This is a genomic window from Streptomyces sp. NPDC001415 (assembly GCF_053597395.1).
This window is the reverse complement of record NZ_JBSFIE010000010.1, coordinates 150,327-162,425: the sequence shown is the minus strand read 5'-3', so window position 1 is coordinate 162,425 and position 12,099 is coordinate 150,327. Positions and strand designations below refer to the sequence as shown.

Here is a 12,099-nt window from a genome sequence, read left to right as displayed (position 1 = left end):
AACGGTTGGGTTGGGTTGGCTTGGGCCCCGACTGGGCGTTGCCCTGCCCTGCCCTGGCCGGGCGGGGCGGGGCGGCGACCCTGGAAGGGCTCCGCCCGGGGCCCGGCCCGGCTGGCCGCGGGCGGAGTGGGACCCGACCCGGCTGGTCCCGACCCGGCGGCTGGCCCCGGCTGGCTGGGGCCCCGAACCCAGCGGATCCTGCCCCGTATCCGGTCGGCCCCGCCGCCACGCACCGCCGTCCCCCGAGGGAGCGTCATGCCTACCCCGCCCGAGAACCGCGAGCTCAGTCCCTACACCGGCTGGACCCGCGCGCACTGGGAGCAGTCGGCGGATCGACTCCTCCTGGCCGTACGGCCCTACGCCTCCCCCCGCCGAGGGCTGATCAACCTGCCCGGCGCCCGCCCCAGCCGGTCGGGGCCGCGCTCCGACGGGCTCGAAGGCTACGCACGTACCTGGCTGCTCGCAGCCCTGCGCGTGGCCGGGGCCCGGGGCGACGACCCGCACGGCCACCTCGACCGGTACGCCGCCGGCCTCGCCTCGGGCACCCAACTCCCGCTTCCCACGGGCGAGTTGCGTTCCGCGTCTCCCGACGCGTGGCCGCTCACCACTCACGTACGGCAGGCGATCGTCGAGTCGGCCTCCGTCGCCCTTGGCCTCCGCCTCACCCGCCCCTGGCTGTGGGACAAGCTCGACGACCGCACCCGCCAGCGCGCCGTCGAGTGGCTGCTGCCCGCCCTCGGCCCCTCCCCGGTCGACAACAACTGGTGGCTGTTCGGGCTCACCGTCGCCGGATTCCTCCAGGACGCCGGCATCGAGACCGACCGCGCCAAGACCACCATCGAGCGCGCCCTGGAACGCATCGACCAGTGGTACCTCGGCGACGGCTGGTACAGCGACGGCCCGAACCGCTCCTTCGACCACTACAACGGCTGGGCCCTCCACTTCTATCCCGTCCTGCACGCCCATCTGAGTGACGATCAGGAACTCCTGGACCGATATGGCCCCCGACTGCACGCCCAACTCGACGCCCACACGCGCCTATTCGGTGCCGACGGCGCCCCGATGCCGTACGGACGCTCGCTGACCTACCGGTTCGCCGCTGCGGCCGCACCCTGGCTCGGCGCGCTCACCGGCCACACCCCGCTCACCCCCGGAGCCACCCGGCGGCTGGCCTCGGGCACCCTGAAGTACTTCCTCGACCGGCCCGAAGGGCAGAGCGCGACCGACGCCGACGGGCTGCTCACCCTGGGCTGGCACGGCCCGTACCCGCCGCTGATCCAGCACTACTCGGGCCCCGCGTCCCCGTACTGGGCGTCCAAGGGCTACCTCGGGCTGCTGATGCCGCCCGAGCACCCCGTATGGGCGACCGTCGAGGAGCCGCTGCCCGCCGAGACCGAGGACGCCACCGTGACCCTCGGGCCGCCGGGCCTGCTGATCCAGTCGACGGTCGCGGACGGCCTGGTCCGGCTGCACAACCACGGCAGCAACCACCACGTGGACGGCGGCCCGGACGAGGACCCCTGGTACTCCCGCTTCGCCTACTCGACCGGCACCGGCCCCACCTCCCACGGAGTGCCCGACAACCACTTCGGGCTCCTGGCAAAGGGGGAGTCCACCACCCGTGGCCCCGCCGTCCCGCTCGGCAGCGGTCCCGGCTGGGCGGCATCGCTGTCCGAGCCGCGGCCGGGCCCGCCCGGCGCGCGGATCGTCTCGGTCACCCTCGCCCACGGCCGCGCCGAACTCCGTGCCCACCTGGTCGTCGGGGCTGAACCCGGCACCCCCGTCCGCCAGACCGGCTGGGCCGCCGCTCCAGGCCGCACCGCCCAGCTGCACCCCGTATACGGCTACGCCGCGGAAGTGCGCCAACTGGCCGCAAGATCAACCCTGTTCGGGCCCGTCTCGGATATTCGGGCGCTCCACGGAACGACCGGCAGCGCACCATCCCTGTTCATCGCGCTCGCCTCCCTCACCGCCGAACCGGACCCCAGCCCGGTCCACACCCTCGCCGACATCCAGGTCACCGGCCACACCGTCCGGGTGACCTGGCAGAACGGAACGACCTGCCGACTCGTGCTCGACTCCGGAGCCTCCCCAACCGTCCATACGGAGGAGGACATGTGAGACCCCGCCACGCCGCCGCGGCCCTCGCCCAGGGCTCCCCGGCCTCGCTGTCGGGCGCCGTCGTCGCCGACAACGGAGGCAGGGACCACTTCGGCAACCCGGCCTCCGCCCCCAGCATCGGCGCCTGTGCCGGGCGCGGGCTCAGGGCCTGAATCCGAACCAGCTCACTTGGGGCCGTACTTGCGGCCCGTCTTGGAGGTGATCCCGCCGAGCAGGCCGCGCGGAGCCAGCTTCACCGCACCCATCAGCGCCTTGTAGCGGGGGTCGGGGATCGAGAGCGACTTGCCGCGCGCGAGGTCGGTCAGCGCGGCCGCCACCAGCTTGTCGGCGTCCAGCCACAGCCAGCCCGGAATGTTGTCGGTGCCCATGCCGGCCCGCTGGTGGAACTCGGTCCGCACGAACCCGGGGCACAGCGCCATCAACCGCACCCCGGACCCGGCGAGGTCCCGGGCCGCGCCCTGGGTGAACTGCACGACCCACGCCTTGGACGCGCCATAGGTGCCGCGCGGTACGAAGGCCGCGACGGAGGCCACGTTCACGATCCCGCCGCGCCCGCGCTCGCGCATCGAGGCGGTCGCCGCCGAGGTCAGCCTGAGGACCGCCTCGATGTGCACCTTGATCATGGTCAGCTCGTCCGCCATGGACACTTCGAGATAGCGGCCCTTGTTGGCGAACCCGGCGTTGTTGACCAGGAGATCGACCGGCTGCCTGGGCTGGGAGAGCCGTGCCTCGACCGCGGCGATCCCGTCCTCCGTGGACAGGTCGGCGGACAGCACCTCGGCCTCGATGCCGTGCCGGTCGTGCAGCTCGGTGGCCTGCTCGCTCAGCCGCTTGGTGTCCCGGGCCACCAGCACCAGATCGTGCCCATCGGCCGCAAGGCGCCGCGCGAACGCGGCGCCGATGCCCGCCGTCGCTCCCGTAATCAGTGCAGTCGTCATAGGCGCACGTTAATGCCCCCGGTGGGCGTGCGGTGACCGCCCCCACCCGACCGCCCAACCGGTCGCGATCCCCATGAACTGTCCCATTGGCGACAGTCTTTGAGGGGTTTGTGGAGATCTTGAGGCAAGCGGGTCGGGCCCCGGTCCTATGAGCCGTGCTTGGCCAGGTACTTCCGTACGGTCTCGACCGCCTCGGGCTCCAGGGCGTCGCCCGCCGCCAGGGTTCGCGGCAGCAGGTTCCGCTCGGTCGTGAATGCCCGGAACCAGAAAGACACCGAAACTTCGTGATCCGGTCGCTCGATCACCTCGATCGAGTCGCCCGCGCGGATCCCACCCGGTTCGATCACCCGGAAGTACGCGCCGGGAGCCGCCGCCTCGGTGAAGCGCCGAACCCAGCCCTTCTGGTCGAGCCAGCCCCCGAACGTACGGCAGGGGATGCGCCCGGCGGAGACTTCGAGGATCACGTCCCGCCCTATCCGCCAGCGCTCGCCGATCCGGGCATCGTTCACATCGACGCCGTACGTCGTGAGGTTCTCGCCGAACGAGCCGTTGGGCAGTTCGCGGCCCAGCTCCTTCGCCCAGACGTCCAGGTCCTCGCGGGCGTAGGCGTAGACCGCCTGGTGGTCGCCGCCGTGATGGCGCAAGTCGCAGACGTCGTCCCCCTCGACGCCGCTGGCGCCCAGGCCCCTGGGGCCCGGAGCGAAGACGCGGACCGGGCCGGTCGCGGGCCGCTTGTCGATGCCGGTGACGCCGCCCTTGGCATCGGTGTAGCTGACGGTCTTGGCGCGGCCCAGGTTCACAGACAGAAGCTCCATAGGCGCACGCTAGCCGAGCCAAACTCAAAGTAGCGACCGAATTATCGCCGCACTCTCCAAGAGTCGCTTATGCTCGAAGAATGATCGAGGCCCGTCATCTCCGCGTCCTGCGCGCCGTCGCCGCCACCGGCTCCTTCTCGGCGGCGGCACGGGAGCTGGGCTGCACCCAGCCCGCCGTCAGCCAGCAGATGAAGGCCCTGGAATCGTCCGCGGGCACCCCGCTCCTGATCCGTACCGGCCGCGAGATGCGCCTGACGCAGGCCGGCGAGGTGCTGGTCCGGCACGCCGCCGGCATCCTGGCCGGGCTGACCGCGGCGGAGGAGGAGGTCGCGGCCATCGCCGGGCTGCGGGCCGGCCGGGTGCGCCTGGTCTCCTTCCCGAGCGGCTCCTCCACTTTGGTGCCCACCGCGCTGGCCGCCCTGCGCGCGGCCCACCCGGGCACCCGGGTCTCGCTGGTCGAGGCCGAGCCGCCGCGCTCGGTGGAGATGCTCCGCGAGGGCGACTGCGACATCGCACTGGCCTTCCGGTACGGCTCCAACGCCACGGAGTGGGACGACCTGGTGGTGCGCCCGCTGCTCGTCGACCGCCTGGTGGGCCTGGTGCCCGAGGGGCACGCGCTGGCCGAAGCGGGCACCGTCGCCATCAAGGACCTGGCGGACGAGCCCTGGATCGCGGGCTGTCCACGCTGTCGGCGCCAACTCGTGGAGGTCTGCGAGGAGTCCGGCTTCACCCCGCGCATCGACTTCGCGACCGACGACTACCCGGCGGTGATCGGCCTGGTGGGAGCGGGGCTCGGCGTCGCGGTGATGCCGGAGCTCGCGATCGAATCCGTACGCCCCAAGGGCGCGCGCACGGTCGCGGTCGAGCCCGCCGTCGAGCGGGAGATCGTCGCCCTCACCCTCCCCGATCTGGCCCAGGTGCCGGCCGTCGCGGCCACGCTGGACCAGCTGACCAGGGCCGCCTCGCGCGACCAGGCGCGACCATAGGGGGCGGCACCAAGCCGCCGCTTTGCGGCCGAAGCTGGATCAAACCATGCAGAAACGTTTCTTCTGATCCGGTCCGCTCCGGAGTCCCTCAGGAGGGGCCCGGGCCGCCGCCGGCCGGGGCGGCGGCCGTCACCAGGCGGTTGCGCGCCCGGCCCATGAGCTCTTCGCGCTCGTCCTCGGTGAGCCCGCCCCACACCCCGTACGGCTCGCGTACCGCCAGGGCGTGGGCCGCGCACTGCGCACGCACCGGGCAGCGCATGCACACCTCTTTCGCCGAGCTCTCGCGCGCGCTCCGTGCCGCGCCGCGCTCACCTTCCGGGTGGAAGAAGAGCGAGCTGTCGACCCCACGGCAGGCCGCGAGGAGCTGCCAGTCCCACAGATCGGCGTTCGGTCCGGGAAGGCGGGAGAAATCTGCCATTGCTCTTGTCCCCTTGAAACCGTGCTGAGGCGGATGGGCGGGCCGGTACGGGACGGGTGCGCACAGGGGCTCATCCGAAACGTAGGTACCGACGAAGGTACATCTCCTGTGTAAGTAGATGTAAATATGACTCATTGGGAATCTAGCCGCAGACACCAGTGAATGGGAAGAAAAGCCGCTAAATGGGGCATAGCTACAAAAGTTAGCTGGGTGGCTTGCTACGCTCTCCTGTGTGTGCGCTTCCTCACGTAGAGTGCCGAACGTGCCCGCCCGACCCGTAACTCTTTCGAGTGACCGTCGTTGAGAGTGCGGAGGCGATTGAAAGAACAAGCGCTCGGGCAAGTGTCCGAGGGCGTCAATCGCACAGGTGACACATGTACCCAGCCTGGAGGCTCAAGGTGACGCGCATCAGCTGCGGAGGGCGGCCATGACATCAGTCCTCGTCTGCGACGACTCCCCGCTTGCCCGCGAGGCGCTCCGCCGCGCGGTTGCGACCGTGCCCGGCGTCGAGCGTGTGACGACGGCGGCCAACGGCGAGGAAGTCCTCCGCCGCTGGGGTGCCGACCGCTCGGACCTGATTCTGATGGACGTACGCATGCCCGGTCTGGGCGGCGTGGAGACCGTCCGCCGGCTGCTGTCCGCGGACCCGGGCGCCCGGATCATCATGCTCACGGTCGCCGAGGATCTCGACGGGGTCGCGCTCGCGGTCGCCGCCGGGGCCCGCGGCTACCTGCACAAGGACGCCTCGCGCGCCGAGCTGCGGGCGACCGTCACCCAGGCGCTCGCCGACCCGACCTGGCGGCTCGCCCCGCGCAGACTGCGGTCGGCCGAAATGGGTGCGGCGCCCACGCTCACCGCGCGGGAGATCCAGGTGCTCGAAGGCATGAGCCACGGCCGCTCCAACGCCGAGATCGGCCGCGAGCTGTTCCTCTCCGAGGACACGGTCAAGACGCATGCCCGACGGCTGTTCAAGAAGCTCGGCGCCTCGGACCGGGCGCACGCCGTCGCGCTCGGTTTCCGCTGGGGCCTGGTGCGCTGACGGCAGGTGCGACAGCCGGTCGGAGCCCCGTCCGTCATCGGGCGGACGGGCCCGGTCGCCCCGCGAACGGCAGCAGTAGGTGTTGCTTCCGCCGCGATGCCGCATCCTTGTAGGTGTGGAGTTCCTCGGGGACAGGTCGGTCGAGCGGGAGGGGGGTGCAGGGGATGAGTTCCGGCGCACCCGCTCATAACGCTTCAGTGCACAACTACGGACGCGGTGCCACGGAGGGGACGACGCCGGGGCACCATGGATCGATGCGCGACGACGAGGCTGCGGCCCAAGGGGTCATCGGTGCACTCGTTCGCCGTGCGGTCGACGGCGACGAGCAGGCGACGCACGATCTGCTCGCGCATGTCCACCCGCTCGCGCTGCGCTATTGCCGCACCCGGCTCAACCGGCTGCCGGGTGATGCTCGCCACTTCGTCGAGGACCTCGCCCAGGAAGTCTGCGTCGCCGTCCTGATGGCGCTGCCGCGCTACCGCGACACCGGGCGCCCCTTCGAGGCCTTCGTCTTCGCCATCGCCTCGCACAAGGTCGCCGACCTCCAGCGGGCGGCGATGCGCCACCCCGGTTCGACGGCCGTGCCGTCCGACGAGATGCCGGAGCGGCCGGACGACTCGCTCGGCCCCGAGGAGCGCGCGCTGCTCAGCAGCGACGCGGAATGGGCCAAGAAGCTCCTTGCCAACCTCCCGGAGAACCAGCGCGAACTCCTGGTGCTGCGGGTCGCCGTCGGCCTCACCGCCGAGGAGACCGGCCAGATGCTCGGAATGTCACCGGGTGCGGTCCGGGTCGCCCAGCACCGCGCGCTGAGCAGGCTGCGGGCCCTCGCCGAGCAGTAGGCGGTCCGTAGGCGTGTGACAGGGGCGCCAACCCCTGCCGATCACGTGCGAACGTACAAAGAATCTCGATGATCTTGCTCGTGGAATGAGACACCCGCACAGCCCGTTAGCATGGACATCCGCACCGATCAAGGCCATTGGGGAAGGTGTCATGACTGCAAACGTCGACGGAGTGCCCGAGAAATTCGCGACGCTCGGGCTGACATACGACGACGTGCTGCTGCTGCCGGGCGCGTCCGACATGGCGCCCGACCAGATCGACACCTCCTCGTACCTCTCGAAGAACGTCAAGGTGAACGTCCCGCTGCTCTCGGCGGCGATGGACAAGGTCACCGAAGCGCGCATGGCCATCGCCATGGCCCGGCAGGGCGGCGCCGGTGTGCTGCACCGCAACCTCTCCATCGAGGACCAGGCCAACCAGGTCGACCTGGTGAAGCGCTCCGAGTCCGGCATGGTCACCGACCCGATCACGGTGCACCCGGACGCGACGCTGCGCGACGCCGACGAGCTGTGCGCCAAGTTCCGCATCAGCGGCGTCCCGGTGACCGACTCGGCGGGCAGGCTGCTCGGCATCGTCACCAACCGCGACATGGCCTTCGAGTCGGACCGCAGCCGCCAGGTGCGCGAGGTCATGACCCCGATGCCACTGGTCACCGGCAAGGTCGGCATCTCCGGCGTGGACGCCATGGAGCTGCTGCGCCGCCACAAGATCGAGAAGCTGCCGCTCGTCGATGACCAGGGCATCCTCAAGGGCCTCATCACGGTCAAGGACTTCGTCAAGGCGGAGAAGTACCCCAACGCCGCCAAGGACAAGGACGGCCGGCTGCTCGTCGGCGCCGCCGTCGGTGTCGCGGGCGACGCCTACGAGCGTGCCCAGGCGCTGATCGCCGCCGGTGTCGACTTCATCGTCGTGGACACCGCGCACGGCCACTCCCGCCTGGTCGGCGACATGGTCGCCAAGATCAAGTCGAACTCCTCGGGCGTCGACCTCATCGGCGGCAACATCGCCACCCGCGACGGCGCCCAGGCGCTCATCGACTCGGGCGTCGACGGCATCAAGGTCGGCGTCGGCCCCGGCTCCATCTGCACCACTCGCGTCGTCGCCGGCATCGGCGTCCCGCAGGTCACCGCGATCTACGAGGCCTCGCTCGCCGCCAAGGCCGCGGGCGTCCCCGTCATCGGCGACGGCGGCCTGCAGTACTCGGGCGACATCGCGAAGGCCCTGGTCGCGGGCGCCGACACGGTGATGCTGGGGTCGCTGCTCGCGGGCTGCGAGGAGTCCCCGGGCGAGCTGCTCTTCATCAACGGCAAGCAGTTCAAGTCGTACCGCGGCATGGGCTCGCTGGGCGCGATGCAGTCCCGCGGCGACCAGCGCTCGTTCTCCAAGGACCGGTACTTCCAGGAGGCCGTGTCCACCGACGACAAGCTGATCCCCGAGGGCATCGAGGGCCAGGTGCCCTACCGCGGCCCGCTCTCCGCGGTCGTCCACCAGCTCGTCGGGGGCCTGCGCCAGTCGATGTTCTACGTCGGCGGCCGCACCGTCCCCGAGCTTCAGCAGAACGGCAAGTTCGTCCGGATCACCTCGGCGGGCCTCAAGGAGAGCCACCCGCACGACATCCAGATGACCGTCGAGGCGCCGAACTACAGCAGGAAGTAGTCCGCAGCACCCGACGAGGGGCGGCCCGGGAGTTCCCGGGGCCGCCCCTCGCCCGTATGTCGGGGATACTGGGGCATGCAGACGTAGAGGGAAAGGCCCACACAACGTGACTGAGATCGAGATCGGGCGCGGCAAGCGCGGCCGCAGGGCGTACGCGTTCGACGACATCGCCATCGTCCCGAGCCGGCGTACCCGGGACCCGAAGGAGGTCTCGATCGCCTGGCAGATCGACGCCTACCGTTTTGAGCTGCCCTTCCTGGCCGCCCCCATGGACTCCGTGGTCTCGCCGCAGACGGCGATCCGCATCGGTGAGCTCGGCGGCCTCGGCGTGCTGAACCTCGAAGGCCTGTGGACCCGGTACGAGGACCCGCAGCCGCTGCTCGACGAGATCGCCGAGCTGGACGAGGCGACCGCGAGCCGCCGCCTCCAGGAGATCTACGCGGCGCCCATCAAGGAAGAGCTGATCGGCCAGCGCATCAAGGAGGTGCGCGACTCCGGTGTCGTCACCGCCGCCGCGCTCTCCCCGCAGCGCACCGCCCAGTTCTCCAAGGCCGTCGTGGACGCGGGTGTCGACATTTTCGTCATCCGCGGCACCACCGTCTCGGCCGAGCACGTCTCGGGCGCCGCCGAGCCGCTCAACCTGAAGCAGTTCATCTACGAGCTGGACGTCCCGGTCATCGTCGGCGGCTGCGCCACGTACACCGCGGCCCTGCATCTGATGCGCACCGGTGCGGCCGGCGTCCTGGTGGGCTTCGGCGGCGGCGCCGCTCACACCACCCGCAACGTCCTGGGCATCCAGGTCCCGATGGCCACCGCCGTCGCCGATGTCGCCGCGGCCCGCCGCGACTACATGGACGAGTCCGGCGGCCGGTACGTCCACGTCATCGCGGACGGCGGCGTGGGCTGGTCCGGCGACATCCCGAAGGCCGTCGCCTGCGGCGCCGACTCGGTGATGATGGGCTCCCCGCTGGCCCGCGCCACCGACGCGCCGGGCCGCGGACACCACTGGGGCATGGAGGCCGTCCACGAGGACGTGCCGCGCGGCAAGCTCGTCGACCTGGGCATCGTCGGCACCACCGAGGAGATCCTCACCGGTCCCTCGCACACCCCGGACGGTTCGATGAACCTGTTCGGCGCCCTGCGCCGCTCGATGGCGACGACCGGCTACAGCGAGCTCAAGGAGTTCCAGCGGGTCGAGGTCACGGTGGCGGACGCGCAGCACAAGCGCTGACGCCTCGCAACGCGAAGGGGCCCGGATCACCAGGTGATCCGGGCCCCTTCGCGTCGCGTCCCGCACTCGCGAAGAAGACCTCCTGAGGAGGTCTCCTGCCGAAGCCTTCTTAAGAGGCGGCCTTCTTGGCGCCCGAGAAGGCGGCCACGGCCGCGATTGCGAAGAACAGGAAGGTGAGCGGGTCGGCGTCGGCCTTCCAGGCGTCGTTCAGGACGCTGAAGTGGTCGAAGAACAGCTCGGAGACGGTCACCGGCAGCTCCTTGCTCACGATGATCGCCGCTCCGAGCAACTGGCCGAAGTACACGGCGACCAGCGAGAGTACGGCGCCGAGGACCGGGAGGGCGGGGTTGCGGCCGCCCGCCTTGCCGGCGGCGAAGCCGACGAGGAAGCCGACGCCCACGGCCGCGTAGCCGATCTCGTGCTTGGTGGCGCCGATGATCGCGCCGTAGATGCCCGCCGTGACGACGGCGGCGACGACCGCGGAGATCAGGCCGAGCGCGAAGTTGTTCCGCACCGGAGCGGCCGGCGGCGCCGCCGGGTAGCCGAAACCGCCCTGCGGCGGCTGGGGCTGGCCGAACTGGCCCGGCTGCTGAGGCTGCTGCGGTGGCGGAAAGGACTGGCTCATCTTCGCGTTCCCCCTGGAAACAAACATGGACAAGCGCACGACTGTGCGATTGAGCGGCCCCGAAGAGTAGCAGCCGTGTCGGCGCGGGCGTAAGCGATGAATAAGGGCCCGATCACAGCCGGTGGGCGGCCCCCGCCGGGGTCGCGCCCCGGGTGTCCAGGAGGAGCTGGGCCTTGACCGTCAGGCCCTGAAGGTCGTACGTGCGGTGGTGCTGGAGCAGCACCGTCAGATCGGCGTGGGCGGCGGCCTCGTACAGCGAGTCCGCGCGCGGCACCGGCTGGTCGTGTACGCGCCACGTCGGCACATAAGGGTCGTGGTACGTGATCTGCGCGCCCAGATCCATCAGGCGTCCGGCGATCTCCTGGGCCGGGGAGCCCTCCTGGTCGGCCGAGTCCGGCTTGTAGGACACGCCGAGCAGCAGGACGCGGGCGCCGCGGGCGGATTTGCCGTGTTCGTTCAGGAGGGTGGTGGAGCGCTGGATGATGTAGCCCGGCATGTGCGCGTTGATCTCGCGGGCGAGTCGGACCATGCGCAGTCCCGCGTACGGCAGCGGGGCCGGGTCGAGCGGGATGCCGTGGCCGCCGACGCCCGGTCCCGGCCGGAAGGCATGGAAGCCGAAGGGCTTGGTCTCCGAGCAGCGGATGACGTCCCAGAAGTCGACGCCCATGTCGTGGCAGAGCACGGCCATTTCATTGACCAGGGCGATGTTGACGTGCCGGAAGTTGGTTTCCAGGAGCTTGGACATCTCGGCCTCGCGCAAGCCCCGGGCGCGGACCACCTTGTCGGTGAGGCGCCCGTAGAACGTGGCGGCCGACTCCGTGCAGGCCGGGGTGAGCCCGCCGATGACCTTCGGGGTCGCCGCGAAGCTGTGGGTGCGGTTGCCGGGGTCGATGCGGCTCGGCGAGTAGGCGAGGTGGAAGTCGCGCCCGGCCCGCAGGCCGGAGCCCTCTTCGAGGAGCGGGCGCAGGAATTCCTCGGTGGTTCCGGGGCGCGCGGCCGATTCCAGGATGACGGTGGTGTGCGGCCGCAGCCGCCCGGCGAGCGCGCGGGCGGCCGCGGCGACCGCCCGGAGGTCGAGGGTGTCGTCGGCGCCGAGCGTGGTGGGAGCGCAGATGACGGCGGTACGGACCCGGCCCAGTTCGGCCGGGTCGGTCGCGGTGTGGAAGCCGCCCGCGAGCATCCGGCGCAGGCCGGCGGGGGCGAGAGAGCCGTCGAGGGGGGTTCGTCCCGCGTTGAGCTCGGCGACGGCGTGTGGATCGGTGTCGTAACCGACGGTCTGGATGCCGGCGGCGACGGCGGTTTGGGCAAGGGGCAGGCCCAGGTGGCCGAGTCCGATGACGGCGAGGTCTGCGGGCATGTGGCCGTCCTTTCCCTTAGCCCGAGGGGACATGGAGCGCAAGCCCTGTGGACAGAACGGGCGTGCGGAATGT

Annotated in this window: 12 protein-coding genes; 7 read left to right on the top strand and 5 right to left on the bottom strand. The window is 70.9% G+C overall.

Annotated elements, in window-relative coordinates:
- Window positions 1-255 precede the first annotated feature (255 nt).
- Window positions 256-2,121, top strand: coding sequence for a DUF2264 domain-containing protein (locus ACWC2B_RS16360; RefSeq protein WP_450717121.1), 1,866 nt, complete (start codon window positions 256-258; stop codon window positions 2,119-2,121).
- Entirely contained in the window at window positions 2,118-2,273 is a 156-nt protein-coding gene (locus tag ACWC2B_RS16355; protein WP_450717120.1) for a hypothetical protein, read from the top strand. The genes ACWC2B_RS16360 and ACWC2B_RS16355 overlap by 4 nt, the downstream gene beginning before the upstream one ends.
- A 12-nt stretch (window positions 2,274-2,285) precedes the next feature.
- Here the strand turns inward: ACWC2B_RS16355 and ACWC2B_RS16350 are convergent, their stop codons facing one another.
- Entirely contained in the window at window positions 2,286-3,059 is a 774-nt protein-coding gene (locus tag ACWC2B_RS16350) for an SDR family NAD(P)-dependent oxidoreductase (protein ID WP_450717119.1), read from the bottom strand.
- A gap of 146 nt (window positions 3,060-3,205) precedes the next feature.
- Complete coding sequence (locus ACWC2B_RS16345) at window positions 3,206-3,874, bottom strand: MOSC domain-containing protein (RefSeq protein WP_450717118.1); 669 nt, start codon at window positions 3,872-3,874, stop codon at window positions 3,206-3,208.
- A gap of 80 nt (window positions 3,875-3,954) precedes the next feature.
- On the opposite strand from ACWC2B_RS16345, the gene ACWC2B_RS16340 reads away from it, so the two are divergent.
- Window positions 3,955-4,860 (top strand): LysR family transcriptional regulator, encoded by a 906-nt coding sequence (locus tag ACWC2B_RS16340; RefSeq protein ID WP_450717117.1) that lies wholly within the window; start codon window positions 3,955-3,957, stop codon window positions 4,858-4,860.
- Window positions 4,861-4,948: 88 nt separating this feature from the next.
- Here the strand turns inward: ACWC2B_RS16340 and ACWC2B_RS16335 are convergent, their stop codons facing one another.
- Complete coding sequence (locus tag ACWC2B_RS16335) at window positions 4,949-5,278, bottom strand: WhiB family transcriptional regulator (RefSeq protein WP_450717116.1); 330 nt, start codon at window positions 5,276-5,278, stop codon at window positions 4,949-4,951.
- Between the two features lie 427 nt (window positions 5,279-5,705).
- On the opposite strand from ACWC2B_RS16335, the gene ACWC2B_RS16330 reads away from it, so the two are divergent.
- The 4 genes from ACWC2B_RS16330 to ACWC2B_RS16315 all read left to right on the top strand — a co-directional run bounded on the left by ACWC2B_RS16330 (window position 5,706) and on the right by ACWC2B_RS16315 (window position 10,044).
- Window positions 5,706-6,317: a response regulator transcription factor gene (locus ACWC2B_RS16330; RefSeq protein WP_003948568.1), complete on the top strand. Its 612-nt coding sequence runs from the start codon at window positions 5,706-5,708 to the stop codon at window positions 6,315-6,317.
- A 254-nt stretch (window positions 6,318-6,571) separates the two neighbouring features.
- Window positions 6,572-7,156 (top strand): sigma-70 family RNA polymerase sigma factor, encoded by a 585-nt coding sequence (locus ACWC2B_RS16325; RefSeq protein ID WP_053730357.1) that lies wholly within the window; start codon window positions 6,572-6,574, stop codon window positions 7,154-7,156.
- A gap of 151 nt (window positions 7,157-7,307) precedes the next feature.
- Window positions 7,308-8,813, top strand: coding sequence for an IMP dehydrogenase (guaB, locus tag ACWC2B_RS16320; RefSeq protein ID WP_450717115.1), 1,506 nt, complete (start codon window positions 7,308-7,310; stop codon window positions 8,811-8,813).
- A 106-nt stretch (window positions 8,814-8,919) separates the two neighbouring features.
- Complete coding sequence (locus ACWC2B_RS16315; protein ID WP_053730355.1) at window positions 8,920-10,044, top strand: GuaB3 family IMP dehydrogenase-related protein; 1,125 nt, start codon at window positions 8,920-8,922, stop codon at window positions 10,042-10,044.
- Window positions 10,045-10,153: 109 nt separating this feature from the next.
- On the opposite strand, the gene ACWC2B_RS16310 is transcribed toward ACWC2B_RS16315, so the two are convergent.
- Window positions 10,154-10,669: a hypothetical protein gene (locus ACWC2B_RS16310; protein ID WP_450717114.1), complete on the bottom strand. Its 516-nt coding sequence runs from the start codon at window positions 10,667-10,669 to the stop codon at window positions 10,154-10,156.
- A 112-nt stretch (window positions 10,670-10,781) separates the two neighbouring features.
- Window positions 10,782-12,026, bottom strand: a complete 1,245-nt coding sequence (locus ACWC2B_RS16305) for a nucleotide sugar dehydrogenase (RefSeq protein WP_450717113.1) — start codon at window positions 12,024-12,026, stop codon at window positions 10,782-10,784.
- Between the last annotated feature and the right edge of the window lie 73 nt (window positions 12,027-12,099).

Excerpts from the sequence above, each read along its gene's own strand:
- ACWC2B_RS16340 (WP_450717117.1), top strand. The coding sequence starts at position 3,955 with ATGATCGAGGCCCGTCATCTCCGCGTCCTGCGCGCCGTCGCCGCCACC.
- ACWC2B_RS16345 (WP_450717118.1), bottom strand. The coding sequence starts at position 3,874 with ATGGAGCTTCTGTCTGTGAACCTGGGCCGCGCCAAGACCGTCAGCTAC.
- ACWC2B_RS16305 (WP_450717113.1), bottom strand. The coding sequence starts at position 12,026 with ATGCCCGCAGACCTCGCCGTCATCGGACTCGGCCACCTGGGCCTGCCC.
- guaB (WP_450717115.1), top strand. The coding sequence starts at position 7,308 with ATGACTGCAAACGTCGACGGAGTGCCCGAGAAATTCGCGACGCTCGGG.
- ACWC2B_RS16350 (WP_450717119.1), bottom strand. The coding sequence starts at position 3,059 with ATGACGACTGCACTGATTACGGGAGCGACGGCGGGCATCGGCGCCGCG.
- ACWC2B_RS16330 (WP_003948568.1), top strand. The coding sequence starts at position 5,706 with ATGACATCAGTCCTCGTCTGCGACGACTCCCCGCTTGCCCGCGAGGCG.
- ACWC2B_RS16360 (WP_450717121.1), top strand. The coding sequence starts at position 256 with ATGCCTACCCCGCCCGAGAACCGCGAGCTCAGTCCCTACACCGGCTGG.
- ACWC2B_RS16335 (WP_450717116.1), bottom strand. The coding sequence starts at position 5,278 with ATGGCAGATTTCTCCCGCCTTCCCGGACCGAACGCCGATCTGTGGGAC.
- ACWC2B_RS16325 (WP_053730357.1), top strand. The coding sequence starts at position 6,572 with ATGCGCGACGACGAGGCTGCGGCCCAAGGGGTCATCGGTGCACTCGTT.
- ACWC2B_RS16310 (WP_450717114.1), bottom strand. The coding sequence starts at position 10,669 with ATGAGCCAGTCCTTTCCGCCACCGCAGCAGCCTCAGCAGCCGGGCCAG.